Annotated in this window: 25 protein-coding genes; 15 read left to right on the top strand and 10 right to left on the bottom strand. The window is 70.4% G+C overall.

Going from position 1 to position 26623, the window contains the following annotated elements; translation table 11 throughout:
- Nucleotides 1–11 precede the first annotated feature (11 nt).
- The 12 genes from urtB (at nucleotide 12) to AC1HFW_RS27080 (ending at nucleotide 13093) form a co-directional block, all read left to right on the top strand.
- Entirely contained in the window at nucleotides 12–1643 is a 1632-nt protein-coding gene (urtB, locus tag AC1HFW_RS27135) for an urea ABC transporter permease subunit UrtB (RefSeq protein ID WP_479285845.1), read from the top strand.
- Nucleotides 1640–2767, top strand: a complete 1128-nt coding sequence (urtC, locus tag AC1HFW_RS27130) for an urea ABC transporter permease subunit UrtC (protein ID WP_241073979.1) — start codon at nucleotides 1640–1642, stop codon at nucleotides 2765–2767. Before urtB ends, urtC begins: the two co-directional genes overlap by 4 nt.
- Nucleotides 2764–3603 (top strand): urea ABC transporter ATP-binding protein UrtD, encoded by an 840-nt coding sequence (gene urtD / locus AC1HFW_RS27125; RefSeq protein ID WP_061073561.1) that lies wholly within the window; start codon nucleotides 2764–2766, stop codon nucleotides 3601–3603. Before urtC ends, urtD begins: the two co-directional genes overlap by 4 nt.
- A 1-nt stretch (nucleotide 3604) precedes the next feature.
- On the top strand, nucleotides 3605–4303 hold the full coding sequence (gene urtE, locus AC1HFW_RS27120) for an urea ABC transporter ATP-binding subunit UrtE (protein ID WP_061073560.1): 699 nt from the start codon (nucleotides 3605–3607) through the stop codon (nucleotides 4301–4303).
- Nucleotides 4304–4362: 59 nt separating this feature from the next.
- Nucleotides 4363–4761, top strand: coding sequence for a DUF2946 domain-containing protein (locus AC1HFW_RS27115; RefSeq protein WP_006390958.1), 399 nt, complete (start codon nucleotides 4363–4365; stop codon nucleotides 4759–4761).
- A 167-nt stretch (nucleotides 4762–4928) separates the two neighbouring features.
- The gene (locus AC1HFW_RS27110) at nucleotides 4929–7130 is read left to right on the top strand and encodes a TonB-dependent receptor (protein ID WP_479285843.1); all 2202 of its coding nucleotides are present in this window, start codon (nucleotides 4929–4931) and stop codon (nucleotides 7128–7130) included.
- Between the two features lie 8 nt (nucleotides 7131–7138).
- Nucleotides 7139–8674 carry a PepSY domain-containing protein gene (locus AC1HFW_RS27105; RefSeq protein ID WP_479285841.1) on the top strand — a complete coding sequence of 512 codons (1536 nt, stop codon included), beginning with the start codon at nucleotides 7139–7141 and terminating at the stop codon, nucleotides 8672–8674.
- Nucleotides 8675–8754: 80 nt separating this feature from the next.
- Nucleotides 8755–9183, top strand: coding sequence for an arsenate reductase (glutaredoxin) (arsC, locus tag AC1HFW_RS27100; protein ID WP_198487005.1), 429 nt, complete (start codon nucleotides 8755–8757; stop codon nucleotides 9181–9183).
- 113 nt (nucleotides 9184–9296) lie between these two features.
- The gene (locus AC1HFW_RS27095) at nucleotides 9297–9980 is read left to right on the top strand and encodes a LuxR C-terminal-related transcriptional regulator (RefSeq protein WP_479286566.1); all 684 of its coding nucleotides are present in this window, start codon (nucleotides 9297–9299) and stop codon (nucleotides 9978–9980) included.
- A gap of 11 nt (nucleotides 9981–9991) precedes the next feature.
- The gene (locus AC1HFW_RS27090; RefSeq protein WP_479285839.1) at nucleotides 9992–11848 is read left to right on the top strand and encodes a sensor histidine kinase; all 1857 of its coding nucleotides are present in this window, start codon (nucleotides 9992–9994) and stop codon (nucleotides 11846–11848) included.
- A 95-nt stretch (nucleotides 11849–11943) separates the two neighbouring features.
- Entirely contained in the window at nucleotides 11944–12378 is a 435-nt protein-coding gene (locus AC1HFW_RS27085) for a hypothetical protein (RefSeq protein ID WP_479285838.1), read from the top strand.
- Between the two features lie 109 nt (nucleotides 12379–12487).
- Entirely contained in the window at nucleotides 12488–13093 is a 606-nt protein-coding gene (locus AC1HFW_RS27080) for a phosphatase PAP2 family protein (protein ID WP_006390965.1), read from the top strand.
- A gap of 7 nt (nucleotides 13094–13100) precedes the next feature.
- Here AC1HFW_RS27080 and AC1HFW_RS27075 read toward each other — a convergent pair whose 3' ends face one another.
- Nucleotides 13101–13652, bottom strand: a complete 552-nt coding sequence (locus AC1HFW_RS27075) for a methylated-DNA--[protein]-cysteine S-methyltransferase (protein ID WP_205413657.1) — start codon at nucleotides 13650–13652, stop codon at nucleotides 13101–13103.
- Between the two features lie 144 nt (nucleotides 13653–13796).
- Here AC1HFW_RS27075 and AC1HFW_RS27070 point away from each other — a divergent pair, with 144 nt between their 5' ends.
- Complete coding sequence (locus AC1HFW_RS27070) at nucleotides 13797–15245, top strand: AlkA N-terminal domain-containing protein (protein WP_479285836.1); 1449 nt, start codon at nucleotides 13797–13799, stop codon at nucleotides 15243–15245.
- 405 nt (nucleotides 15246–15650) lie between these two features.
- Here AC1HFW_RS27070 and AC1HFW_RS27065 read toward each other — a convergent pair whose 3' ends face one another.
- The 8 genes from AC1HFW_RS27065 to AC1HFW_RS27030 all read right to left on the bottom strand — a co-directional run bounded on the left by AC1HFW_RS27065 (nucleotide 15651) and on the right by AC1HFW_RS27030 (nucleotide 23984).
- Nucleotides 15651–16133, bottom strand: coding sequence for a YajQ family cyclic di-GMP-binding protein (locus tag AC1HFW_RS27065; protein WP_006390968.1), 483 nt, complete (start codon nucleotides 16131–16133; stop codon nucleotides 15651–15653).
- A gap of 87 nt (nucleotides 16134–16220) precedes the next feature.
- Nucleotides 16221–17009, bottom strand: coding sequence for a heme ABC transporter ATP-binding protein (locus AC1HFW_RS27060; RefSeq protein ID WP_061073553.1), 789 nt, complete (start codon nucleotides 17007–17009; stop codon nucleotides 16221–16223).
- Complete coding sequence (locus AC1HFW_RS27055; RefSeq protein WP_061073552.1) at nucleotides 17006–18004, bottom strand: FecCD family ABC transporter permease; 999 nt, start codon at nucleotides 18002–18004, stop codon at nucleotides 17006–17008. Before AC1HFW_RS27055 ends, AC1HFW_RS27060 begins: the two co-directional genes overlap by 4 nt.
- Entirely contained in the window at nucleotides 17988–18821 is an 834-nt protein-coding gene (locus AC1HFW_RS27050) for a heme/hemin ABC transporter substrate-binding protein (protein WP_241070029.1), read from the bottom strand. Before AC1HFW_RS27050 ends, AC1HFW_RS27055 begins: the two co-directional genes overlap by 17 nt.
- Nucleotides 18822–18831: 10 nt before the next feature.
- Nucleotides 18832–19890, bottom strand: coding sequence for a hemin-degrading factor (locus tag AC1HFW_RS27045; protein ID WP_104021713.1), 1059 nt, complete (start codon nucleotides 19888–19890; stop codon nucleotides 18832–18834).
- A gap of 68 nt (nucleotides 19891–19958) precedes the next feature.
- A complete protein-coding gene (locus AC1HFW_RS27040) occupies nucleotides 19959–22577 on the bottom strand; it encodes a TonB-dependent hemoglobin/transferrin/lactoferrin family receptor (RefSeq protein WP_479285833.1) in 2619 nt (872 codons plus the stop codon).
- Between the two features lie 112 nt (nucleotides 22578–22689).
- Entirely contained in the window at nucleotides 22690–23478 is a 789-nt protein-coding gene (locus AC1HFW_RS27035; protein WP_479285832.1) for a DUF4880 domain-containing protein, read from the bottom strand.
- Complete coding sequence (locus AC1HFW_RS27030; protein WP_479285831.1) at nucleotides 23475–23984, bottom strand: sigma-70 family RNA polymerase sigma factor; 510 nt, start codon at nucleotides 23982–23984, stop codon at nucleotides 23475–23477. Before AC1HFW_RS27030 ends, AC1HFW_RS27035 begins: the two co-directional genes overlap by 4 nt.
- Before the next feature lie 207 nt (nucleotides 23985–24191).
- On the opposite strand from AC1HFW_RS27030, the gene AC1HFW_RS27025 reads away from it, so the two are divergent.
- The gene (locus AC1HFW_RS27025; RefSeq protein ID WP_479285830.1) at nucleotides 24192–24659 is read left to right on the top strand and encodes a CopD family protein; all 468 of its coding nucleotides are present in this window, start codon (nucleotides 24192–24194) and stop codon (nucleotides 24657–24659) included.
- A gap of 127 nt (nucleotides 24660–24786) precedes the next feature.
- Complete coding sequence (locus AC1HFW_RS27020; RefSeq protein ID WP_479285828.1) at nucleotides 24787–25650, top strand: hypothetical protein; 864 nt, start codon at nucleotides 24787–24789, stop codon at nucleotides 25648–25650.
- On the opposite strand, the gene AC1HFW_RS27015 is transcribed toward AC1HFW_RS27020, so the two are convergent.
- Nucleotides 25647–26597, bottom strand: coding sequence for a LysR family transcriptional regulator (locus AC1HFW_RS27015; protein WP_061073545.1), 951 nt, complete (start codon nucleotides 26595–26597; stop codon nucleotides 25647–25649). The two genes, AC1HFW_RS27020 and AC1HFW_RS27015, sit on opposite strands and share 4 nt — an antisense overlap.
- Nucleotides 26598–26623: the final 26 nt, after the last annotated feature.

The raw sequence follows: 26623 nt of genomic DNA, 5'->3' as shown, positions 1-26623 counted from the left end.
GAAGCGCAGCCATGCTGAATGCGGTCATCGCGAAATTCCTGCGTCATCTCCTCTTGGCATGGCTGCTGGCCCTGCCGGCGCTGGCCGCCCAGGCGGCCGCGCCCGGCGTGGACCCGGCGCTGCTGGCGCCGCTGGCCGGCGACGACACCGACGCCCGCCTGCAAGCCATTGCCGCCCTGGGCCAGCAGCCCGGCCCGGGCGCGGCCGCGGTGCTGCAGGCGCTGGGCAATGACCAGCTGTATGCGCTGCCGGACGGCCGCGTGCTGATCGGCGACGGCAAGGGCCAGGCCACCGATCCGGCCACCGGCGCGGCCCTGCCGATGCCGGCCGAGGCTTCCGGCATCGGCATCAACAACCGGCTGCGGCGCGCGATCGAGGCGGCGCTGGCCGGCTCGCGCCTGTTCTCCGACAATCCGCAGGAACGGCTGACCGCGGCCCGCCGCCTGCAGCAGACCGGTGATCCGGCGCGCCTGCCGCTGCTGGAAAAGGCGCTGGCCGCCGAAAAGGACGCGGCCGTGCGCGCCGCGCTGGAGATCGCGCAGGCCAATCTCGAACTCAAGAGCGCCGACCCCGCGGTGCGGCGCCATGCGGTGGATCTGCTCGGCCGCACCGACAACGCCGCCTTCCGGCCGACCCTGGCGGCGCTGACGCAACAGCAGGACGGCGTCTACGCCGAACCCGACGCCGGCGTGCGCGAGGCGGCCGCCAACGCGCTCAAGCGCATCGACCGCCACCTGGCCACCATCGAGTGGGCCGGCAACCTGTTCTACGGCCTCAGCCTGGGCAGCGTGCTGCTGCTGGCGGCGCTGGGGCTGGCCATCACCTTCGGCCTGATGGGCGTCATCAACATGGCGCACGGCGAGCTGCTGATGATCGGCGCCTACGTCACCTACCTGGTGCAGACGGCGTTCCGCGCCTGGCTGCCCGGCTGGCTCGACTGGTACGTGGCGGCGGCGCTGCCGCTGGCCTTCGTGGTCACCGCGCTGGTCGGCATGGCGCTGGAACGCACCGTGATCCGCTGGCTCTATGGCCGCCCGCTGGAAACGCTGCTGGCCACCTGGGGCATCAGCCTGATGCTGATGCAGGGCGTGCGCACGCTGTTCGGCGCGCAGAACGTGGAAGTGGGCAACCCCAGCTGGATGTCGGGCGGCGTCACCGTGCTGGGCGGCCTGGTGCTGACCTACAACCGGCTGGTCATCATCGGCTTCGCGCTGTTCGTGGTGTTCCTGGTGTGGGCGCTGCTGAACCACACGCGGCTCGGCCTGTTCGTGCGCGCCATCACGCAGAACCGGCGCATGGCCGATTGCGTCGGCGTGCCCACCGGCCGCGTCGACATGCTGGCATTCGGGCTGGGCTCGGGTATCGCCGGGCTGGCCGGCGTGGCGCTGTCGCAGCTGGGCAACGTGGGCCCGGACCTGGGCCGCGGCTACATCGTCGATTCCTTCATGGTGGTGGTGCTGGGCGGCGTCGGCCAGCTGGCCGGCACCGTCATCGCCGCGCTCGGCCTGGGCGGCGTCAACAAATTCCTGGAGCCCTACGCGGGAGCGGTCATGGCCAAGATCACCATCCTGGTGCTCATCGTGCTTTTCGTGCAGAAGCGGCCGCAAGGCCTGTTCGCCCCGCGCGGCCGGAGCGTCGAATGAAGCAGACCGCGCTGACCGATCTCAACCCGCTGGCGCGCCGGCCCCTGTTCAATGGCCGCGCCTGGGCCGCTCTGGGCGCGGGCGTGCTGCTGCTGGCGCTGGTGCCGCTGCTGAACCTGGCGTTTCCCGCCGGCCATCCGCTGCATATCTCGGCCTACGCGGTGGCGCTGCTGGGCAAGTTCATGTGCTACGCCCTGGCGGCGCTGGCGCTGGACCTGGTGTGGGGCTATGCCGGCATCCTGTCGCTGGGCCACGGCCTGTTCTTCGCCCTGGGCGGCTACGCCCACGGCATGTACCTGATGCGCGCCATCGGCCAGGACGGCGTCTACCAGAGCCGGCTGCCGGACTTCATGGTGTTCCTGGACTGGAAGGACTACCCCTGGTACTGGGCGTTCACCGATCACTTCGCCTACGCCATGCTGCTGGTGGTGCTGGTGCCGGGCGCGCTGGCCTTCGTGTTCGGCTACTTCGCCTTCCGCTCGCGCATCAAGGGGGTGTATTTCTCCATCATCACGCAGGCGCTGACCTTCGCGGCGATGCTGCTGTTCTTCCGCAACGACACCGGCTTCGGCGGCAACAACGGCTTCACCGATTTCAAGCGCATCCTGGGCTTCGACATCACCGCGCCCGGCACCCGCGCCGCGCTCTACTGGATCACGCTGGCGGCGCTGGCCGGCGCGCTGGTGCTGGCGCGCGCCGTCACCCAGTCCAAGCTGGGCCGGGTACTGACGGCGGTGCGCGACGCCGAGAGCCGGCTGCGCTTCATCGGCTACGACCCGCTCGGCTTCAAGCTGTTCGTGTGGACGCTGTCGGCCGTGCTGTGCGGCATCGCCGGCGCGCTGTACGTGCCGCAGGTCGGCATCATCAACCCCAGCGAGATGTCCACCGAGAACTCCATCGAGATGGTGATCTGGGTGGCCACCGGCGGCCGCGGCACGCTGATCGGCCCCATCATCGGCGCCGGCGCCGTGAACGGCCTGAAGACCTGGTTCACCAGCGTGCTGCCCGAATTCTGGCTGTACGCGCTGGGCCTGATCTTCGTGCTGGTTACCCTTTTCCTGCCCACCGGCATCGTCGGCCTGGCCCGGCGCCTGGCCGCCCGCTACCAGGAGCGACGCGCATGACCAGCACCCATTCCGAATCCGCCATGCTGGACGGCGGCCCCAGCGGCGACGCCGGCTACGGCCGCGTCAGCCCCAAGGGCCTGGACACCAGCCACGGCGCCATCCTCTACCTGGAAGGCATCACCGTGAGCTTCGACGGCTTCAAGGCGCTCAACGACCTGACGCTGGACATCGGCGTCGGCGAGCTGCGCTGCATCATCGGCCCCAACGGCGCCGGCAAGACCACCATGATGGATGTCATCACCGGCAAGACGCGGCCCACCGCCGGCACCGCCTATTTCGGCCAGAGCATCGACCTGACCACGCTGAGCGAGGCGCAGATCGCGCACGCCGGCATCGGCCGCAAGTTCCAGCGCCCCACCGTGTTCGAGCAGCACACGGTATTCGAGAACCTGGAGCTGGCCATGAAGACCGACAAGCGCGTGCGGCCCACGCTGTTCGCGCGCCTGACCGGCGAGCAAACCGACCGCATCGGCGAGACGCTCGACCTGATCCGGCTGCGGCCCGAGGCCTTCCGCCCGGCCGGCCTGCTGTCGCACGGCCAGAAGCAATGGCTGGAGATCGGCATGCTGCTGATGCAGGAACCGCAGTTGCTGCTGCTGGACGAGCCGGTGGCCGGCATGACCGACGCCGAGACCGAGCGCACCGGCGAACTGCTCAACGAACTGCGCGGCCGCCATTCGCTGATGGTGGTCGAGCACGACATGGATTTCGTCAACCAGATCGCCGGCGACGGCAAGGTGACCGTGCTGCATGAAGGCTCGGTGCTGGCCGAGGGGCCGATGGCCAAGGTGCAGGCCGACCCGCGCGTGATCGAAGTCTACCTGGGGCGCTGACATGCTGAACGTGAACACCATCGACCAGTACTACGGCGGCAGCCACACCCTGCGCGGCGTGTCGCTGGCCGTGAACCAGGGCGAATGCCTGGCGCTGCTGGGCCGCAACGGCGTCGGCAAGACCACGCTGCTCAAGTGCGTGATGGGGGTGCTGCCGGTGGCGCGCGGTGCCATCGCCTTCGACGGCGCCGATATCACCCGCCTGGCGCCGCACCAGCGCGCCGCGCGCGGCATGGCCTACGTGCCGCAGGGCCGCGACATCTTCGCCCGGCTCACGGTCGAGGAGAACATCCTGATGGGCATGGCCACCAAGCCGGCGGCGCGCGCGCGCCGCATCAAGGAGGAAGTGTTCGAGCTGTTCCCGGTGCTCAAGAGCATGCTGGCGCGGCGCGGCGGCGACCTGTCGGGCGGCCAGCAGCAACAGCTGGCGATCGCCCGCGCGCTGGTGGCGGAACCCCGCCTCATCATCCTGGACGAGCCGACCGAGGGCATCCAGCCGTCCATCATCAAGGACATCGGCCGCGTCATCCACATGCTGCGCCAGCGCGGCGACATCGCCATCCTGCTGTGCGAGCAGTACTTCGACTTCGCCCGCGAGCTGGCCGACCGCTTCGTGGTGCTGTCGCGCGGCGAGGTGGTGGCCAGCGGCGACCGCGCCGCCATCGACGGCGAGGACGTGCGGCGGCATCTTTCGGTCTAGCGTGCCGTGCCGTATCCGCGGGACGGCAAACCAGGACGGGTCCGATATAATCCCGCGTCATGCACCTTGCCCACTTCCTGAACCGTGGCTACGCCTGGATCGCGCTGATCGCGATCCTGTGGGCGTCGCTGGTTCCGTCGCTGGCGCATGGCAACCACCTGCCCAATGCCAGCCGCCAGGTCACCGTGGACTACTGCGCCCCCGACGGCCGCTCGTCCCTGACCATCGAGGTGCAAAGCGATGACGCGGCCGGCGACCACGCCGCCCATCATGGCGACAGCAACCACTGCCCGTTCTGCCGCAATCCGCAGGGCGATCTCGGCATTCCCCCCACGTCCCTGACCGTGCTGCCGGCGCCCGCCAGCGGCGGCGTCACCTATCCGGCGCTGTTCTACCGCGCCTCGCACCCGCTCCACGCCTGGCACGCGGCCCAGCCGCGCGCCCCGCCCGCGGCCTGAGCGCGCGGAGGCCGTCCCGCGTGGACGGCCGCCCCGCCGCCTGCGCCCGAGCCCGCGCCGCCCATTTCCGGCGGCGACGCCCTGGAGACCCCGCGCCCGCGCCTTTTCGCCGCCCCTGACCGCGGCGCCCGCGCGAGCGTGCATGCCGGCCCCCGCCGGCCTGGACCATGAAAAAAACCTATGCAGCATCCCTGCTGGCCGGCGCCTGCGCGGCCAACCCCGCGTTCGCGCTGACCGCCGAACCCGCCATCGAAACCCTGGCCCCGACCCGGGTCGAAGGCGAGCGCGCCGAGGACTCGCCCAACGGCCCGATCAACCTGGAGCGCATCGACGGCACCGGCAGCCGCCTCGGCCTGCGGATCAAGGACACGCCGGCTTCCGTCACCGTCATCTCGCGCCAGCAGATCGAGGCGCGCGGCGCCCTCAACACCCAGGACATCGCGCGCGGCATCCCGGGCGTGAACAACGCCTCGCCCCCCGGCATGGCCGGCGCCGTCAGCTACCGCGGCTTCAGCGGCGGGCAGGTCTCGCAGTTGTTCAACGGCATCTCGGTGCAATACGACTCGGCGGCGGCGCGGCCGATCGACAGCTGGATCTACGACCGCGTCGAGGCCATCGGCGGCCCCTCGACCTTCCTGTTCGGCGCCGGCGCAGTCGGCGGCGCCATCAACTACGTCACCAAGCTGGCCGAACGCGATACCTTCTACGAAGGCCAGTTGCGCCTGGGTTCGTTCGACACGCGCCAGGTATCCGCCGGCATCAACCAGCAACTGGCCGGTTCGCCAGGCGGCCGCGGCCATTACCTGCGCATCGACGCCAACACCACCGCCAGCAACGGCTGGGTCGACGGCGAGCGCTCGAACGCCACCCAGGTGGCGGCCTCGCTGCTGTCCGACCTGGGCGACGACGTCACCCAGACCTGGGCCTTCGAGTACCAGCGCGAGCGCGTCGACCGCCCCTACTGGGGCACGCCCCTGATGGTCGGCGCGAACGGCAAGGTGAGCGGCGAGGGCCGCATCCGCGGCGGCACGCGCTTCAAGAACTACAACGTCGACGACGGCCTGTACGAGCAATCGGTGCTGTGGGCCCGCTCGCTCACGGAATGGCGCGCGGCGCCGGGCGTGACGTTCAAGAACACGCTCTACTACTACCGCGCCGAACGCGATTTCCGCAACCTGGAGACCTACCGCTACAACGCCGCCAACAGCCGCGTGCTGCGCTCGGCCGCGCTGCTGCAGCGCCATGAGCAGAGCCTGGTCGGCAACCGCGTCGAAGGCCTGGTCGAATCGACGCTGGCCGGGCTGCCCACCAGCTGGTCGTTCGGCGCCGACCTGAGCGTGAACAAGCAGACCCGCTATCCGACCAGCCTGCCGGCCACGGTGGACGCGGTCGATCCGTATGATTTCCAGCCGGGCTATTTCTACGACATCCCCGGCATGACGCGCGGCCACAACCCGGACCGCGACAACCGCATCCGCACGCTGGCCTTCACGCTGGAGAACCGCACCGAGGTGCTGCCCGGCGTGGCCATCGTGTCGGCCCTGCGCAAGGACTTCATCGACCTGGACCTGACCAATCGCCGCGCGGTCACGGCCAGTTCGCCGGCCTCGGCCTCGCGCAGCTATTCGCCCACCACCGGCCGGCTGGCGCTGAACTGGGCCATCACGCCGCAGGCCTCGCTCTACGCGCAATACGCCACGGCCGCCGATCCCCCGTCCGGCATCATGGCCACCGCGTCGTTCGCCGACGTGCTCAACAACGACAAACTGACCACCGGCACGCAGAAGGAAGTCGGCGGCAAGTTCGAGTTCTGGGACGGCCGCGGCTCGGCCACCGTCGCCGCCTACGAGATCACGCGCAAGAACATCTCGGCGCCCGACGCCAACAACCCGGCCGTCAGCGTCCCCGTCGGCCAGCAGTCGGCGCGCGGGCTGGAACTGGCGGGCGGCCTGCGCCTGACGCGCACCCTGTCGCTGCAGGCCAACGTGGCCTTCGTCGATCCCCAGTACGACGATTTCTCGGAGACGGTCGGCGGGGTGCGCGTGTCGCGCAACGGCAATGTGCCGACCAACACGCCGCGGCGCGTGGCCAACGCCTGGATCGACTACGCCTTCCTTCCCGACTGGAACGCCAGCGTGGCCGCGCGCTACGTCGGCCGCGCCTACGCCGATGCCGCCAACACCGTCTGGGCGCCGTCGTACACCGTGTTCGACGCGGCGCTGTCGCACCGCATCGACCGCCACTTCACCGTCACCGGCCGGGTCCGCAACCTGACCGACAAGGTGTACGCGGCCAACGTCACCGGCGCGCCGATGTTCTACCTGGGCGCGCCGCGCTCGTTCGAACTGACGCTGCAGGCGCGGTTCTGAGGACTGCCATGGACGCCATCCCTTCCCCCCGCCGCCGGCCCGCGCCCGTGCCGTGGTCCACCCGCGCCAAGCGCTGGCTGTACCTGACGCACCGCTGGGCCGGCATCGTGCTGTGCCTGTTCTTCGCCATGTGGTTCATCTCGGGCGTGGTGATGATGTACGTGGGCTATCCCAAGCTCACGCCGCAGGAACGCATGACGCACCTGGCGCCGCTCGATCCGGCCCGCGTCGCCGCCACGCCGGCCCAGGCGCTGGCGGCGGCCGGCGCGACCGACATGGCGGGGCTGAGCCTGGCCGCGCTGCGCGGCGGCGCGCCGGTCTACCTGGTGCCGATGGGCCGTGGCCGCGCGCCCAAGGTGGTGGACGCCGCCAGCGGCGCGCTGCTGCCGCGCGCCAACGCCACGGTCGCCACGGCCAGCGCCGCGGCCTGGTTCGGCGGCGACTACGCCGCGCACTACCAGGGCGAGGTGGAAGAAGACGTCTACACCCATTCCGGCGCGCTCGACATGCATCGGCCGCTGCACCGCATCGACCTGGACGACCCGGCCCGCACCCGGCTGTACGTCTCGTCCGCCACCGGCGAAGTGGTGCTGGACGCCACCCGCCGCGAACGGCTGTGGAATTACGCCGGCGCCTGGATCCACTGGCTGTATCCGTTCCGTGGCAACGTCTTCGATCCGTGGTGGCACGACATCGTCGTCTGGCTGTCGGTGATCGGCGTGGCCGTGGCGCTGACGGGCACGGTGGTCGGCATCCTGCGCTGGCGCTTCTCGCGCCCTTACGCCAGCGGCAGCCGCTCGCCCTACCGCGAGAACATGATGCGCTGGCACCACCTGGCCGGCCTGCTGTTCGCCGGCATCACCATTACCTGGATCTTCAGCGGCCTGATGTCGATGAACCCGTGGAAGGTGTTCAGCAGCGGCGCGCCGCCATTGGCGCAGCAGGCCTACGCCGGCGGCGCCTATGCCGCCGACGCGCCGCAGGCGGCGCCCGCCGCGCTGATCCGCGCCCTGCCGGCCGCGCCGCGCGAACTGCGCTGGCAACGGGTGGACGGCCACGACCTGGTACTGGCCCGCAGCGGACCGGGCGCGCCGCAACTGCTGGCGGCGGCCGACGCGCGGCCCGTCACGCTCGATCCGGCCGCCCTGCGCGCCGCCGCCGCGCGGCTAGTGCCCGGCGCCAAACTGACCGAGGTGCAGGTGCTGGACCGCTACGACTTCTACTACTACGGCCGCGACGAGCACGCCATGCTCGGCCATATCGAAAAGCCGCTGCCGGCGTGGCGACTGGTGTTCGACGATCCGCAGGCCAGCTGGGTCTACCTGGATCCGCGCACCGGCCAGGTGCTGAGCCGGCAGGACCGCGGCAACCGCGCCAGCCGCTGGCTGTTCGCCTTTTTGCACAGCTGGGACTGGACCGGCCTGCTGGCGCGGCGGCCGCTGTGGGACATCCTGCTGGTGTTCCTGAGCCTGGGCGGCGCGGCGCTGAGCCTGACCGGCGTGGTGATCGGCTGGCGCCGGCTGGGCCGCAAGCTGCGCGCCTGACGCCCGGCGGATGGGGACAGGGCCGGGCCGGAATGCACTATGCTCCCCCCTTGTCCCCGCAACACCGCAAGGAAGGCCCCATGTCCGACGTCACCATCTACCACAACCCCAAGTGCGGCACCTCGCGCAACACGCTGGCCATGATCCGCAACGCCGGCATCGAGCCTCAGGTCGTGCTGTACCTGGAAACGCCGCCGTCGCGCGCGGAACTGAAGGCGCTGTTCAAGCGCGCCGGCATCACGGTGCGCGACGCGCTGCGCGAAAAGGGCACGCCCTACGCCGAACTCGGCCTGGATGACGCCACGCTGAGCGACGACGCCCTGCTGGACGCCATCGAGGCCCACCCCATCCTGCTGAACCGCCCCTTCGTCAGCACGCCGCAGGGCGCGCGCCTGTGCCGCCCGTCCGAGCTGGTGCTGGACATCCTGCCGGCGCCGCAGCAAGGCGCCTTCACCAAGGAAGACGGCGAAGCGGTGATCGACGCCCAGGGCAAGCGCATCGCCAAGTGAACGCGCCGCCGCGCGACGCCGCCGCATACCCAGTTTCAGGGATAGCCAGCCCCGAGGGAGGCCGGCAAAATGCCATGCGGGCAAATTCGCCCGTGGCTCCCCTGTCCGCCGCCATGACCGACCTGTCGCCCGTCTCCGCGCTTGCCCTGCCCGCCCCGGTCCTGGTGGTGGAAGACGAACCGCTGGTCTGCCGCCGGCTGGAACGGCTGCTGGGACAGCTGGGCTACCCGGCCGACGCGCTGCTGTTCGCGGCCTCGCTGGCCGAGGCGCGGCGCCGCGTGGCCGACGAATCGGTCGCGCTGGCGCTGGTCGACCTGGGCCTGCCCGACGGCAGCGGCATCGACCTGATCGCCGAGCTGCGCGCCGCCGATCCGGCGCTGGCGATCCTGGTCATCTCGGCCTGGAGCACCGAAGACGCCATCCTGGCCGCGTTGCGCGCCGGCGCCACCGGCTACGTGCTCAAGGAACGCGACGACCTGGAAGTGCTGCTGTCGCTGCGCAGCGTGCTGCGCGGCGGCGCGCCGATCGACCCGTTCGTGGCCCGCCGCATCATCGAGGAAATGCGGCCCGCGCCGGCCCAGCCCGCCCCCGCCGACGCGGGCGAGATGCTCAGCCCGCGCGAAGGGCAGATCCTGCGGCTGGTGGCCGAGGGGCTGGGCAACCGTGAAATCGCCGAGCAACTGTTCCTGTCGCGCTACACCGTCGAATGCCACATCAAGCACATCTACCGCAAGCTCGCCGTCTCCTCGCGCACCCGCGCGATCCACACGGCGCGCTCGCGCGGCTTGCTCGACTGACGTGGCTGGCATTGCTGGCCTGGCTGGCGCTGCTGGCCGCGCCGGCCATGGCGCAGCCCGATGCGGCCGACTGCGTGGCGCGGGTGCTGGAAGTGCGCTCGGCGCAGGCCGGCCCCGGCGGCGAACGGCCCGCCGACGGCCCCGCCTGGCGCACGGTGTCGCTGCCGGACGACTGGGACAGCCGCTGGCCCCAATACAGCGGCGCCGTCTGGTACCGCATCGACTGGCGCCATGGCTGCGGCGGCGCGCCCGCGGGCCAGGCAGCGCTGGCGATCGAGTCCATCGTCATGGCCGGCGAGATCCATCTGAACGACGACCTGCTGTGGCGCGACGCCAGCCTGGTCGAACCGCTGTCGCGCAGCTGGAACATGCCGCGCTACTGGCGCCTGCCCCAATCCTCGGTGCGCGACGGCCTCAACACCCTGTGGATCCGCGTCACCGGCGTGGCCGGCCAGACGCCCGGCCTGGGTCCGGTCCACCTGGGCGAGCCCGAAGCGCTGCTGCGCGACCACGAGATGCGCGAATGGCGCAACCGCACCCTGTTCCTGGTCAACCTGGTGATCTCGGCCACGCTGGGCGCGCTGTTCTTCTTCCTGTGGGCCATGCAGCCGCGGCAGTCGAGCCACGGCTGGTACGCGCTGACTGCGCTCTTCTGGGTGCTGTTCTGCGCCAACGTGCTGGCCGTCAGCCCGTGGCCGTTTGGCACCACGCTGATGGCGGCGCGCGCCAACACGATCGCGCTGACCCTGCACATCGCCTGCTTCTGCCTGTTCACCTGGCGCTTCGCCGGCCAATCCTGGCCGCGCCTGGAAAAGGCGCTGTGGTGCGCCGTCGCGGTGATGCTGGCCGCCGCCATCGGCGTGCCCGATACGGCCGTGGCGACCATGCAGCGCGTCATCGTGCTGACGGTCTCGGCGCTGTTCTACCTGAACTGCCTGCAATTCGCCGTCCACGCCGTGCGCAGCCGCGACCGCGAGCAGATGCTGCTGGCCGCCTGCCTGGTGATTTTCCTGGGCGCGGCCCTGCATGACCTGCTGCTGATCCTCAAGCTCATCGGCGGCCTCTCGGTCATCCCCTACACCAGCGTCGCGGTGCTGGTCGGCATGTCGGCCGTGCTGGGCCTGCGCCATGCGCGCGGCGTGCGGCGCATCGAACGCTTCAACCACGAACTGGAGATCTCGGTCGGCCGCGCCCGCGCCGAGCTCGCCACCACGCTGGCGCGCGAACACGAACTGGCGCTGGCCAACAGCCGGCTGCAGGACCGGCTGGAGATCGCGCGCGACCTGCACGACGGCCTGGGCGGCTCGCTGGTGCGCATGACGGCGGCGGTCGAGCAGGCCGGCGAGCCGCTGCGGAACCGGCAGGTCCTGTCCATGCTGAACCTGCTGCGCAACGACCTGCGGCAGACCATCGACAGCGGCGCCAGCGCCGACATGACGCCCCCCGCCACCCCGCGCGAATGGATCGCGCCGCTGCGCCACCGCTACACCCAGCTGTTCGACGAGCTGGACGTGGCGGTGCGCTGGGACGTGCCCGGCGCCTGGGACGGCACGCCCTCGGCCCTGCAATGCCTGGCGCTGACACGCCTGATCGAGGAAGCGTTGACCAACGTGGTCAAGCACAGCCGCGCCCGGCGGGTCGGCGTGACGCTGCGCCAGCCGGCCCACGGCCAGCTGGAACTGGAGATCGAGGACGACGGCGTCGGCTTCGACGTCGACGCCGTGCGCCGCGCCAATCTCAGCGTCGGCGTGCGCAGCATGGCCACCCGCATCGCGCGCGTCGGCGGCACGCTCGACATCGCCTCGGCGCCCGGCTGCACGCGGCTGTGCGCGCGCCTGTCGCTGCCGGCCAGCGCGGCGATTACCTGATTTCAGGGATACCCAAAAGCCGGCGCGGCCGATGTAATGCGGCGTTGGCCGGCGCGCCTCACGGCAAGCCGGCGTGCTTTCTTCGCAGACCGCCCATGCCCACGCCTTCGCTTTACCGCTGCCGCCAACCAGACGTTTCGCGAGGGGCCGCCGCGCCGAGGTTGCAGGACCTGATCCGCCGCCACGCGGAGCCGCTGGCGCAATTGTTGCGGCAGCATCTGGCAACCGCCCCCGCGGACGGCGGCGCCGGCTTCGACGCCGCCGCCGCGCATTGGCGCGAGCGCGGTTCCGGCCCGTTTTCATCCTGGCTGTATGGCATCGCGCTGGGCCTGTTGCGCGAGGCGGACGCCGCGCCCGCATCCTGGCCGGCCGGGGCGGGGTTCCTCGACCGGTTCACCCAAGCCATGCCGCCGGAGGTGGCCAAGCCCTTGCTGGCCCTGGCGCGCTCGGAACTGGACGCCGCCGATTGCACGCTCTACCTGTGCAAGCCGGCGCCCGCGGCCGAGCGCCTGGCCAGCCTGGCGGGGTAAATCGAATCCAGACGTAAATCCATGGATTCCGCCGCATTTTGCAAGGGATTTGACGGCAAACCTGTCTACTATCGCGCCTGACAAAATAATTTCAGCAAGATGACGCGTCATGGAATTCCTGGAACCTTTTAATCAGTCTCTGTTTCTTCTGATCAACGCCGATCCCGCCAGCCCCGGCTGGCGCATCCAGGCCGGCCTGATCGTCGCCAACCGGCTGATCCAATTGCTGCCGATCGTCCTGGCCGCGCTCTGGCTGTGGGGCGGGCAGGCGCAGCGCGACCTGGCCCTCAAGGCGCTGGCCGGCATCGGCGCGGCGCTGTTCATCAGCTACCTGTGCGGCGCGCTGTGGCCGCATCCCCGGCCGTTCACGCTCGGCCTGGGCCACGCCTTCTTCGCCCACAAGGCCACCGCGTCGTTCCCCAGCAACCACACCATCATCATCGCGACGCTGGCGTTCACGCTGATCTTCGACCGTCGCTGGGCCGGCTGGGGCTACGCCACGCTGCTGCTGGCGGCGCTGGTCGGCCTGTCGCGGGTCTACCTGGGCGTGCACTTCCCGCTCGACATCGCCGGCGGCCTGCTGCTGGCGCCCGTGGCGGCCGGGCTGGTCATGCCGGTCTGGCGCCGCGTCGGCGCGCCGCTGACCGCGCTGCTGCAGGCCCTCTACCGCAAGCTGCTGGCCCTGCCGATCGCGCGCGGCTGGATCCGCGCCTGACCGTTTTTCACGCCGCGCGCGCCACCGGCGCGCCCCGGGCCGCCCGCCAGCGGCCTTCGTGGTCCAGCAGCCAGCGCTTGCGATGCAGGCCGCCGCCGTAGCCGGTCAGCGACGCATCGGCGCCGATCACGCGGTGGCACGGCACCACGATCCCCACCGGATTGGCCCCATTGGCCATGCCCACGGCGCGCACCGCCGACGTCCGGCCGATGCGCCCGGCCAGGACGCCATAGCTGACCGTCGCGCCCGGTTCTATATCGCGCAGCGCCCGCCACACCTGGCGCTGGAAATCGGTGCCGCCCAGCGCCACCTCCAGCCCGTCGATCGCATCGACTTCGCCATCGAAATACGCCTGCAGCCGGCGGCTCGCCGCCGAGGCCCGCGTGGCGTCCTCGACCCGCACCGCGCCCTTGCCGTACTGGCGGCGCAGCAAGGCATGCATGCGGGGTTCGTAATCCTCCCAATCGACCGCGCGCAGGCAGGCCTGCGCATCGGTCAGCACGAGCATCTGCCCGATAGGCGTGGCAACGCGTTCCAGGGTGAAGGTTTGAATCGGCATGGCGGGCTCCGGATGCGGTGGGAATGGGTTCAATATAGGCTGGCCGGCGACGCCGCGCTGGCGGATTCCGGACATGGCAGTGCGCGTGACCACAGTGTCCGAAAACCGCTAGATCGCGTCCGCGTCCGGCGCTAGCATGGCCCCATGAACCTCGACCATGATGCCTGCTACAGCGCCATCCGCGTGCGCGATGCCCGTTACGACGGCCGCTTCTTCACCGCCGTCAAGACCACCCGGATCTACTGCCGCCCGGTCTGCCCGGCGCGCACGCCGCTGTCGCGCAACGTCCTTTTCTACCCCACGGCCGCGGCCGCCCAGGAAGCGGGCTTTCACCCCTGCCTGCGTTGCCGCCCCGAGACCGCGCCCGCCGCGGGGTCGGCCCCCGAGCTGCCCGACAGCGTCGCGCGCGCCCTGGCCCTGGTCGAGCTCGGCGCGCTGGACGATGCCGGCGTCGATGCGCTGGCCGCGCGCCTGGGCGTGGGCGAACGCCAGTTGCGGCGCCAGTTCCGCCAGCACCTGGGCGCCTCGCCCGTGGCCGTGGCCCAGACCCGCCGCGTGCTGCTGGCCAAGCAGTTGATCCACGAGACCCACCTGCCGATGGCCGAAATCGCCTTCGCCGCGGGCTTTGGCAGCATCCGCCGTTTCAACGAGATCTTCCAGGCCCTGTTCGGCCGTCCGCCGGGAGAACTGCGGCGCTCCGGCAAGCCCGATGTCTCGGCCGGCCCGCAAGGCGAGATCAAGCTGCTGCTGCGCTACCGTCCGCCCTACGACTGGCCCGCCATGCTGGACTTCCTGCGCGTCCGCGCCATCCCCGGCATCGAACGTGTCAGCGGCGACAGCTACACCCGCACCATCGGCCTGGACGACGCCCAGGGCACCGTCCGCGTCGAACCCGGCGCCGGCAACGCGCTGCAAGCCACCGTCCGCTTCCCGCAACTGCACGCGCTGCCCACCCTCATCGCGCGCCTGCGCCGCGTCTTCGACCTGGCCAGCGACCCCGCCGCCCTGGCCGCCCAGTTCGCCCACGATCCGGTCATGGCGGCCCTGACCGCCGCCCGCCCCGGCCTGCGCGTGCCCGGCGCCTGGGACGGCTTCGAACTCGCCCTGCGCGCCGTCCTCGGCCAGCAGATCACCGTCGGCGCCGCCATCAAGCTCGCCGGCAAACTCGTCGCCGCCCACGGCCAGCCCCTGGACCAACCCGACGGCGACCTGACCCACCTGTTCCCGCTGCCCAAAGCCATTGCCCCCGCCGACCTCGCCCCCCTGGGCATGCCCCGCAGCCGCGCCGCCACCCTCTCCGCCGTCGCCGCCGCCGCCCTGGCCGACACGCACCTGTTCGAAGCCGCCGACAGCCTGGACGCCTCCGTCACCCGCCTGCGCGAGATCCGCGGCGTCGGCGAATGGACCGCCCAATACATCGCCCTGCGCCAACTGCGCGAACCCGACGCCTTCCCCGCCTCCGACATCGGCCTGATCCGCGCCCTGGAAAAACTCGAAAACCGCGCCTACACCCCCGCCCAACTCCTGGCCCGCGCCGAAGCCTGGCGCCCCTGGCGCGCCTATGCGGCCCAGCACCTGTGGGCAGCGTATTGAGGAAATGATGGTGCGCCATGCAGGCACGACGCCCACCCGATGAATCAGGCCAGCAAAACCACGCCCCCCGCAAGCGCGTAGCGCACACCGCCCCGACGCCCCAACCCGCGTATGCAAAAACCGGCCGCGCAGGGCGGCCGGTTTTCTGCGGGCAACGCAAACCTCTCCACCCCCCACCGCCCTGACTGCGCCGCAAACCAAGACGCCGGTAGCCCGTTGCGCGGGGTGTCGGGAGGGTGGGCAACCTCGATGCGCCCGAGGGAATCTGAAGGAAAGGCCGAAGGCCTGAACGAAGATGACGAAGGGGAAGTCCGGAGCGAACGCTCCGGACCGCAATCGTGGGCGCCCACCCTCCCGACACCCCGCGCAACGGGCGGCCTACGAAGCCCCCCCGCCGCAAAAAAGTCAGTCCCGAAAATTCTCAAACTGCAACGGCAAATCCACATCCGTCTTCTTCAACAACGCGATCGCCGTCTGCAGATCATCCCGCTTCTTGCCGCTAATCCGCAGCTTGTCGCCATTGATCTGGCTCTCGACCTTGAGCTTCGCGTTCTTGATCGCCGCGATCAGCTTCTTGGCCACGGGCTGTTCGATCCCCTGCTTGATCGTCACCTTCTGGCGCGCCCCGCCCAGGTTCTCCAGCGGATCCGCCACATCCAGGCAGCGCACGTCGATCCCGCGCGCCGACAGGCGGCCGCGCAGGATATCCAGCATCTGCTTGAGCTGGAACGCGCTGGATGCGACCTGCGTCACCACGAAGCCTTCCAGCTCGAACTTGGCATCCGTGCCCTTGAAATCGAAACGGGTGGCTAGCTCGCGGTTGGCCTGGTCGATGGCGTTGGTGAGTTCGTGTTTGTCGACTTCGGAGACGACGTCGAAAGTAGGCATGACACTGGGTCCTGTCGGTAGATGAGGAAAAGGGGAAAAGGCGGCCGCGGCCGCCGCGATGCCCCATTTTACCGGGGCTCGCCCGCATCAAGCCATCAGCACCAGCAGCCGGTCCGCCTGCAGCGGATGCGGCATCACCTGTGCCTCGATGCCATACGCCAGGAACAGATTGGCCGGCGTCAGCACCTCGGCCGGCGTGCCCAGCGCCACCGCCTGGCCGCCGCTCAGCAGCAGCAGGCGGTCGCACCAGCGCGCCGCCAGGTTCATGTCGTGCAGGATGACCAGCACGCCCGTATGGCTTTCGCGCGCCAGCTGGGCCGCGCGCCGCATCAGGTCGGCCTGGTGCTTGGGATCCAGACTGGCGGTGGGTTCGTCCAGCAACAGATAGCGGGCCTCATCCGCGGCACGCGCCGCGCGGCATTGCACCAGCACACGGGCGAACTGCACCCGCTGCTGCTCGCCGCCCGACAGCTGCGGATAGCGGCGGCCATCCAGGTGGCTGACGTCAGCCCATTCGAGCGCCTGCCGCGCCAGTTCGTCGACCTCGGCCGGCGACAGTTCCGGAAACGGATAGGCGCCCATCGCCACCACTTCGCGCACCCCCAGGTCGAAGGTCAGCCCGGGCTTCTGCGGCAGCACCGCGCGCTTGCGCGCCTGCTCGCGCGGCGGCATCGCGTCCAGCGGGCGGCCGTCCAGCGTCAGGCTGCCGCCGTCCGCGCCCAGCTCGGCCGACAGCGCGCCCAGCAGGGTCGACTTGCCGGCGCCGTTGCTGCCCAGCAGGCCCACCACTTCGCCGGGATGGATCGCCAGCGACACGCGGTCCAGGATGCGCTTGCCGTCGCGCGCCAGGGTCAGGTTCTCGGCGGCCAGCATCAACCGTGCCTCCGGCCGCGCGCCAGCAGCCACAGGAAGAAGGGACCGCCCACCAGCCCGGTCACCAGGCCGATCGGCAGTTCGGCCGGAATCACCACGATGCGCGCCAGCCAGTCGGCCAGCGTCATCACCAGCCCGCCGCCCAGCAGACAGGCGGGCAGCAGCAGGCGATGGTTGGCGCCCAGCGTCATGCGCACCAGGTGCGGCACCACCAGGCCGACGAACACGATGGTGCCGCTGGCGGCGACCAGCGGCCCGACGATCAGGGTGCAGGCCAGCACCAGCCGCGCCCGCGCCTGCTTGAGCGAATAGCCCAGGTGCTGGGCCTCGCGCTCGCCCAGCAGCAGCGCGTTCATCACGCGCCACTGGCGCATCAGCCAGAACGACAGCAGCAGCACCCACGGCCCCAGGAAGGCCAGCAGCTTCCAGCTGGCGCCGGCCAGGCTGCCCATGTTCCAGAAGGTCAGGTCGCGCAGCTGCGCGTCGGAAGCCATGAAGGTGAACAGGCCGATCAGGCTGAAGGCGATGGCGGTGATCGCCACCCCCGCCAGCAGCAGCCCGGCCACGCCCGGCACGCGCCGGCCCACCATGTAGGCCGACAACGTCGCGACCAGGCTGCCGATGAAGGCGCCCGGCGCGGTGTACCAGAAGCCGCCATGCGTCATCACGATGGCGATGACGGCGCCCAGCGAGGCGCCGGCGGAAATGCCGATCAGGCCCGGCTCGGCCAGCGGATTGCGGAACAGCGCCTGCAGCGCCGCGCCCGAGATCGCCAGGCCGGCGCCCATCACCACCGCCAGCAGCACCCGCGGCAGGCGGATGTCGATCAGCACGTTGCGCCACAGCGCCTGTTCCGGCGTGGGCGTGCCCCACAGCAGCGACGGCAGTTCGCGCAGGGGAATCGAAACGGCGCCGCTGGCGCTGGCGGCCAGCACCGCCGCCACCAACGCAACCGCCAACAATACCAGCGCCAAGGGCGGGTTAGCGCGCCATGGCATGCGCGGCCTCCTGCTTGAGCTGCGTCAGCGCCTGCGGCAGGCGCGGGCCCAGGCCCAGGATCAGCAGGTCGTCCATCACGATGATGCGCTGCTTCGCGGCGGCCTGCGTGACGGCGATGCCGGGCAGCCGCGCGAAGCCTTCCAGGCCGCCGCTGGCCTGCAGCGACTCGCTCGTCACGATGATCAGGTCCGGCGCCAGCGCGCCGATGGCTTCGGGCGACAGCGGCTTGTAGCCCTGCTGCCCGTCCAGCACGTTGGCCAGCCCGGCCAGGTGCATGACCTCGGCCGCCGCGGTGCCGTGCCCCGCGCCCTGCGGCGCGCCGTTGCGGTTGATCAGCAGCAGCGCCCGCGCGCGCGTGGCGGGCAGCGCCTCGGCCTTGTCGAGTTCGCGCGTCACCTCCTGCACCATGCGCTCGCCGGCCGGCGCCACGTCCAGCGCGCCCGCCACGGCGCGGATGCGCGCCTTGAGCGAATCGACCGACGGCGCGTCCGGCACGCTCACCACCCGCACCCCGACCTCGCCCAGGCGCTTGAGCGCCTCGGGCGGACCGGCCTGTTCGGAGGCCAGCACCAGGTCGGGCTTGAGCGCCAGCACGCCTTCCACCGGCACCGCGCGGTAATAGCCGACGCGCGGCAGCTTGGTCGCGGCCTCCGGGTACAGGCTGGATTGGTCGTCGCCCACCAGCCTGTCACCCTGCCCCAGGCCGTAGACGATCTCCGTCACGCTGCCGCCCAGGGTCACCACGCGCGCCGGCGGCGCCGCCTGCGCGCACGCCACCAGCATCCATCCCGCCGCCATCGCCAGCCATTTCTTCATTGCTTCATCCTCACGCGGCCAACGGCACGCGGCACAGACCCAACATCAATTCACGCCAACCCGGCAGTTCCGGCTTGCCCGGCTTGCGCTCGCCAAAGAACTGCGCAATCAGGTCGCCGCTGGAAGAATACAGCTCCAGCGACGTCACCCAGCCATCGCTGGTGGGCTTGTTGACCACCCACGCCGACGCAATGGCGGTGGTGTCCAGGTGCAGGTTGAACTTCGGGTCCAGCACGTTATACCAGGGACCGGTGCGGCGCAGCTGTTCAACCGGACCCGTGTGGATCTGGATCATGCCCCGGTTGCCGACGAAGCACATGATCGACAGGCCGCTGCCCGCGGCCGATTCCAGCATGCGCTCGACCGACTCCACCGGCACGGTCTGGGCCAGGTCCTCGCCGGCGGCCGCCAGCGCCGCCAGGCGCGACACCTTGAACTTGCGCAGCAGCGGGAAGAATTCGTGCGTGTCCTGCATGCCGAGCCAGGCCTGGCGCCATTGCGCGCTGTCCTCGACGCGCGGCGCGTCGGTGGCGGGCGCATAGGGCGAGGTCTCGGGCCAGCGCGACGCGCCGGCGAAACGGGCCACCAGCGCGTCATACGCGGCGACGTTGGTGGCCTCGGTGCGGTAGACCTTGTGCACCGCCACGCCCTCGCCGTCGAAGAACTGCAGGCTGTGGCGGCCATCCTGCTCGACCGCCCAGGCCGAGCGCCAGCTCGAGAAGAACACGCGCAGGTCGATATCGGGCCCCAGCACCAGGCCCACCGGCCCGTCGGCCTGGATGTCCAGGTATTCGCCGTGGCGTTCGTGCACGCACCAGTCATTGCGCGTCAAGGCCATCACCGGACCCAGCGTGCCCAATTCGCGGAAGATCTCCTGCGGCTGGCCATGCAGTTCAGTCGCCTTGACGCCGCCACAGCCGGCGGCGACCCATTCGGCCTCGGAGACGCCCAGTTCCTGCGCCAGGTTGCGGGCGCGCAGGCCGGGCTTGCTCGCCGCCAGCGCGTCGTTGCGCGCGCGCAGCTCGGCGGCGCGGGTGTCGAAATCGGTGTGCTTCACTTCTTGGTTCATTGCGAGCTCTCCAGCCGGAATGGAAAATCGAGACTGCCGCCGCTGTCGCGCAGCGGCGGCAGCGCGGGTCAGTATTGATAAGTCAGTGAGACGCGCAGGCTGCGTCCCGGTTCCGTGTACCAGTCCACCGGCCGCGGCAGGGCCGTGGCGCCGGCGGTCGGCACGTTGATCGCTTCCCAGTACTTCTTGTCGAACAGGTTGAAGACGCCTGCCTGCACCTGCAGGCCCTTGACCGCCGCCGGCCGCCAGTAGCCCATCAGGTCCACCACGCCGTAGCCGGGCGCCTGGAAGTCGCGGTTGGGCGTCGTGGCGCCGGCTTCCGGGTACTCGACCTTGTTGCGGCGCAGGGCGGTGGTCAGCATCGCGTCCACGCCCCACACGTCGCGGCCGTAGCCCACGCCCAGCACCGCCTTCAGCGGCGCCACCGAGTTCAGGTACTGGCCGGTGCCTTCATCCTTGCCCACCGCCCACGCCAGCGAGCCCCAGGTGCGCCAGCCCGGCGAGAACTTCCAGTGCGCGCTGGCCTCGGCGCCATAGATGCGCACCTTGGCGCGGTTGACGTTGCCGGTGATGCCCAGCGGGTACTGCCCGGCCCATCCCGGCTGCCACTGCGGCGAGTTGGCATCCAGCGGCACGTTGCTGTCGATGAAATTCTGGTAACGGTTGTCGAAGAACGATAGCGCGCCGCCGAGCGAATCGGACCCCAGCTTGGCGCCCAGTTCCCAGCCCTTGCTGGTTTCGGGTTTCAGGTAGGGATTGCCGACCCGCAGGTAGGTGCCGGGACCGCCGTAGTTGGTGTACAGCTGCGTCGCACTCGGCGCCTTGAAGCCATAGGCGTACTGCGCATACAGGCTAAGCTCGTCGGCCGCCTTCCAGGTGGTCAGCAACTTGGGAGAGAAACGTCCGCCGCTGTTCTCGGGCGGCAGCACGCCGCCATTGCGGTTGCTGGCGTAGCTTTCGGTGGACTTCGGCTTCTGCTCGTAGTGGTCGTATCGTAACGCCGGCATGACGGTGTAGCGGCCATCGCCGAAGCTGAATTCGTCTGACATCCACAGCGCCCACTGGCTGCCCTTGGACAGCGGCACGTCGGCCTGGTTGGTGTGCAGCATGTCGCAGGTGCGCGGGCCGAACGGCGCCGGCGTGCCGGGCCGCACCGTGGGGCAGTTGTCGTAGCCGCTGGAATTCTGTTCGGTCTTGTTGCCGTACCACTCGCCGCCCACGGTCCACAGCTGCGACACCGTGTTGCCCGCCAGCCGCTTGGTCAACTCGCCATTGGCGCCGAACATGGTCTGGCGGATGGAGTTGTTGCGGCCATAGGCGCCGCTGGGAAAGCCATAGCGGAAGGGATCGCCGGGAATGATGTTGGCGCGCGAATCGCGGCTGCGCTCGCCATCGAGCGCGCTGTCGAGCTGCATGCGCTGCCAGTACACCACCGCGGTGGCGCTGTCGATCCAGCCGCCCTCGCCAGGCGCCTTGTAGGAATAATCGAGCGACACGCGCTGGCGCTCGGTTTCCTTCTTGGTGGTGTTTTCGCCGATCAGGTAGCTGGTGCCCGGCCCCTGCTCGAACATGCTGTCCTGTGTGGCGTTGCGCTTGAAGTATTCGCCGGTCAGGCCGAAGCGGTGGCCGCCCTCGACCCGCTGCTGCAGCTTGAGCAGGAAGCTGCGCTGGTCGTAGTTCTCGGGGGTCGGTTCGTTGCGGCGCGGGCCGTAGCCGCCGACGTCGCCGCGATTGTCGAGCGCGTGGCCGTTGCGCACGCCCGCCTGCACCAGCCAGAAGGTGTTGCTGTGGATCTGCCCGGCCAGCGCGGCGTTGGCGCCCCAGCTGCTGTCGGCCGTGTCGTAGTCGGTCTTGGCCAGCGCGCCGAAGGTCTTGCCGTCGGTCAGCAGGTCCGAGGGATCGAGCGTGTACAGATCGGCCATGCCCGAGATGGCGCCCGAACCGCCGGCGCTGGCGTCGGCGCCGCGCACGATGTCCAGGCGCGACAGGGAATTGAAGTCCACCGCTTCCAGGCCGCCCTTGACGCCGCGCGCGCCGTCGTCGAGCCACGGCAGGCGGATGCCGTCCACCCGCGTCAGCACGCGGTCCTGGTCGAGGCCGCGGATGTTGATGCTGTTGTTCTGGCGGTTGAAGTTCACGCCGGGTTCCAGGCGCTTGCTCAGGTCGCCCCAGCTGCGCACCTGCGCGTCGTCCAGGCGCTTGCGGTCGCTGCGGGTTTCCCAGGCCGGCGTGACCGCCGCGCCCTCGCCTTCCACCGTGACCGGCGTCAGCTGCGTCACGCCGGCCTGCGGCAGGGCCTGCAGCACGAACACGCCCGGGCTGCGCTCGAGCGCGGCCAGGCCGCTGCCGGCCAGCAGGCGGGCGAAACCGTCAGCCACGGAATACTCCCCGTTCAGGCCGGCACCACGACGCTGGCCCACCAGCGCCGCGTCGAACAGCACCGTGACGCCGGCGTTGTCGGCGAAGCGCGACAGGTTCTCGGCCAACGGGCCGGCCGGAATGCGGTAGCTGCGCGCCTGCTCGGCCGGCGCGACCTGGGCCAGCGCGGCGGCGGCCGGCCACAGCGTGGCGGCGGGGGCAGCCAGCGCGGTGGCAATGCGCAGCGCCAGGGCCAGGCGGGTCAATCGGCATGGAGCCTCTCGGTTCATGGGGGTGCCGCGGGCGCGGCTGGCGGGGGAGTGAGCCATGGTCGTCCTTTCGATCCAACGGGTATCGGCATTCGTGTGCCTCTACTGACCATGACCCTCGGCCAACGCCAACCGGACAGCTCGCCCCCGGTTTTTTTGTAACAACGACAAATCAGGCCTGTCCCGCGCGAGGCATGATCGTCACCCAGTACGCGCTGCGGTAGCGCACCTGCACCGGCAGCGTGGACGGCAAGGCCGCCAGCACCGCGTCGGTATCCTGCAATTGGAAGGCGCCCGAGATGCGCAGCCCGGCGACTTCCGGATCACAGCGCAGCACGCCGGGCCGGTAGCGGCCCAGCTCCGCCGCGAAGGCATCCAGGCGCCAGGCGCTGGCATGCAGCACGCCGCGCGTCCAGTCGGCGGCATGCGGGTCGGCCGGCTCGATGCGTGGCGCTTCATCGCCGCGCAGCCAGGCCTGCTCGCCGGCGCGCAGCCGCACCAGCCGCTGGTCGGCGTCGTACAGCACGTCGACCGCGCTGGCGGTGTTCAGGCGCATGGAGGACCCGTCGCTGAGCGCCACCCGGCGCTGCTCGCCGGTGGCGCTGCGATAGTCGGCAGTCCATTCGAACGGGCTGGCGCGCCACGCGGCCCAGCCCACCGGCCCCGCCACGATCAGCGCGGCCAGCGTCTTCACCGCCACGCGTCGGCCGGCGGATTCGGGCCGGTTCAGCGCCGCCATGCCGAGCGACGCCGGGATCAGGCCGAAGCGCTGGTTGACGCGCTGCGCGCGCTGCCAGGCGTGTTCATGCTCGGCCTTGCTGGCGCGCCACTGCTGGCAGGCATGGACGTCGGCATCGGTGGCGCGCTCGGAGCTCAGGCGCAGCAGCCAGCGCGCCGCCTCGCGCGCGACCTTGCGGTCGACGGCGGGCAGCTCGCCCGCCACGCCCCACGGCGCGCTCATATCACCGCCATGATGCATTGCTCGTACCCCTTGGCGATGTAGCGGTGCACCGACCGCACCGACACGTTCAGGCGCGCGGCGATCTCGATATGGCTGAGCCCTTCGAGCTGCGCCATCAGGAACGCCTGCCGCGCCGGCCGCGCGAGGCCGGCCAGCATCTCGTCGATTTCCTGCAGCGTTTCGAGGATGAGCAGGCGCTGCTCCGGCGACGGCGCCATGGCCTCGGGCATGGCCGCCAGGGCGTCCAGGTAGGCCTGTTCGAGCGAGCGGCGCCGGTAATGATTCAGCACCAGGCGCTTGGCGATGGTGGTCAGGTAGGCGCGCGGCTCGCGCAGCGCGTCCAGTTCGTGCCGATGCCGCAGCACCCGCAGGAACGTGTCCTGCGCCAGGTCGGCGGCATCGCAGGAGTTGCCCAGCTTGCCCCGCAGCCAGTTGTGCAGCCATCCGTGGTGCGCGCGATAGAGCAGATGGACGGCGTCGCCAGAGGCTAGCGCGAGGTTGGACACGGTGAACTCCCGGAGATTCTTGATTACAAATAACAATCAATCTCATTCTAAATGGAAACCCCTGACGTACGTCAAGAAGTCCGCCCGGGCGTCAGGGGGATATATGATGGGGACAGATTCGGCCGCGTTCTCCCGCCGGCCACCGCCCTCAGCCAGGCCTCGCCGCCGCCGTCGCGCCGGCGCGGGCCATTCCCGAACCCCGACACCATGCTCTACAGCGCCCTGAAACTCATCCACCTGCTGGCCGTGATCCTCTGGGTCGGCGGCATGCTGTTCGCCCACTGTTTCCTGCGGCCGGCGGCCGCGCAACTGGAGCCGCCGCAGCGCCTGCGGCTGATGGCCGCGGTGCTCGGCCCCTTCCTGAACGCGGTGCTGGCCGCCATCGTGCTGATCCTGGCGACCGGCGCGGTCATGATCGGCCAGGAAGCGGCCCAGGCCGCGCGCAGCGGCGGCGCCTTCTTCATGCCGCGCGCCTGGACCGTGATGGCCACGGGCGGGCTCTTGATGACTGTCATCTACGCCTACATTCGGGCCGCGCTCTATCCGCGACTGCGCGCGGCGGTGGCCGCCTCCGAGTGGCCGCGCGGCGGCCAGGCCATGGCGGGCATCCGCCGTTGGGTCGGCGTCAATCTGGTGCTGGGGCTGCTGATCGTGGCGGCCGTCTTCCTGCTATAGCCGGACGCAGCTATCGGTCAGGCTCGGACGCCTATCGGATTTCTTTGGACTGGTGCAATACGCCGTACATCCGGCGTGGCCACACTGGACCGGACTCTCGCGGGTCTTACACATAAAAGGAAAATCCATGATCAAACGCGTCTTGCCCCTGGCCGCCCTGGGCCTGTCCCTGGCCACCCTCTCGGCCGCCTGCGCCGCCGCTCCCATCGACAACAGCGCGCTCGAGCAGCCCGCCTTCCGTGAACACAAGACGACCTACGGCGTGGTCTACCGCCTGCCGCAAGAAGTCAACGCCGTGCTGGACGCCAAGGTCAACGGCACGCTCAAGCAGGACCTGCTGGCGCTGGGCCTGAAGACCGAGGCCGAGACGCCCAACATCCCGCACGTGACCGTGGTCCACATCCACAGCGCCGACAGCGCCACGCCGCAGCGCATGCTGAGCGCGCTGCCCAAGCCGCCGGCGCCGCTGCAGGTGACCCTGAAGGACTTCTACCCGACCGAAGCCGCCAAGGGCGCGGGCCACCCGTGGTGGCTGGACCTGGGCGTGGTCAAGAGCGGCGCGGGCTTCGAGGCCATGATGGCCTACAACACCGTGGCCACCGCCGCCCTGGCGCCGCTGCGCGACGGCCCGCTGCCGCGCGTGACCGGCCCGGTCTACGCCAAGATGGCCGACGCCGGCCGCGACCTGGTCAAGACCATGGGCGTGAGCGGCGTCAACGTGATGAAGGACGGCAAGGAAGTGCGCGCCCACAACCCGCACACCACGCTGGTCTACAGCATGGCGCTGTACGACGCGCGCCTGGCCGACGCCATGAAGCAGGAGTCCGCCAAGTTCAACGCCGTGCTGCCCGACGGCATCCAGACCACCTTCAAGGACGTTTCCATCGTCGAGATCGGCTTCGCTGGCAACGTGCTGCGAGAGATCTACCGCGTCAGCCTGGAAGACGGTTCGGCCATCGACGTGGCCACCGGCAAGCCGGTCAGCCGCTAAGCCGGGACGTCCGCGGCCAGGCGCTCGCGCAGCACGTCGCGCACCTGGTCGCGCAGCCACGCCTGCAATGGCGAGGCGTGCTGGCGGCGCGCCCACACCATCGCCAGTTCCATGCGCCGCAGCCGCGCCGGCATCTCCAGCATCGCCAGCGGGAAATGGCGGCAATGCGCCCGCGCCACGCTGGCCGGCATGGTGGTGGCGTAGTCGGTGTCGACCAGCACGTAGGGCGCCACGCCGAACCCCGACAGATAGGCCGAGAACGCCATGCGGCCGGTGCCCGGCTTGAGCAGCCGGTCGAAGGTCGTCTCGCGGCCGTACATCTGCTCGAACGCGAACCACTTGATGGCGCCCAGGTCGGCCAGCGTCAGCGCGCCGCGCGCGGCCCAGGGATGCCGCGCCGACAGCACGCAGACACGGCGGTCGGTGTACAACGCGTCGCGGTGAAAGCGCGCCGGCACCTTGCCGAACAGCCCGATGGCGATGTGCAGCCGCTCGGCCTCCAGGTCATCGGGCGCGAAATCACCGTGCAGCGACTGGAAGCGCAGCGTCACGCCGGGCGCGGCGCGGTGCAGCCGTTCGATCAGCGGCGCGGCCAGCAGGATCTCGCTGTGCGCGCCGGTGCCAATGTTGACCACGCCTTCGGCGCGCGCCGGGTCGAAGGTCTCGGGCGGACGCAGCGCGGTCTCCAGCTGCGCCAGCGCGTCGTGCACCGCCGCGTGCAGCTCCAGCGCCCGCTCGGTCGGAATGAAACGGCCCTTCACCACCACCAGCAGCGGATCCTCCAGCCGCAGGCGCAGGCGCGCCAGGTCGCGGCTGATGGCCGGCTGCGTCTTGTGCAGCAGGCGCGAGCTGGCGGTGGCGCTGCGCGTGCGCATCAGCACGTCGAAGGTCAGCAGCAGGTTCATGTCGAGCCTGCGCAGGTAGGGCAAGGATTGGGGGTCGCTCATGGCGCCATGCTATGCCGTAACCGAAT

The sequence above is a fragment of the Achromobacter sp. ISS7 genome (genome assembly GCF_056523125.1).
This window is presented reverse-complemented; position numbering and strand designations above follow the sequence as displayed.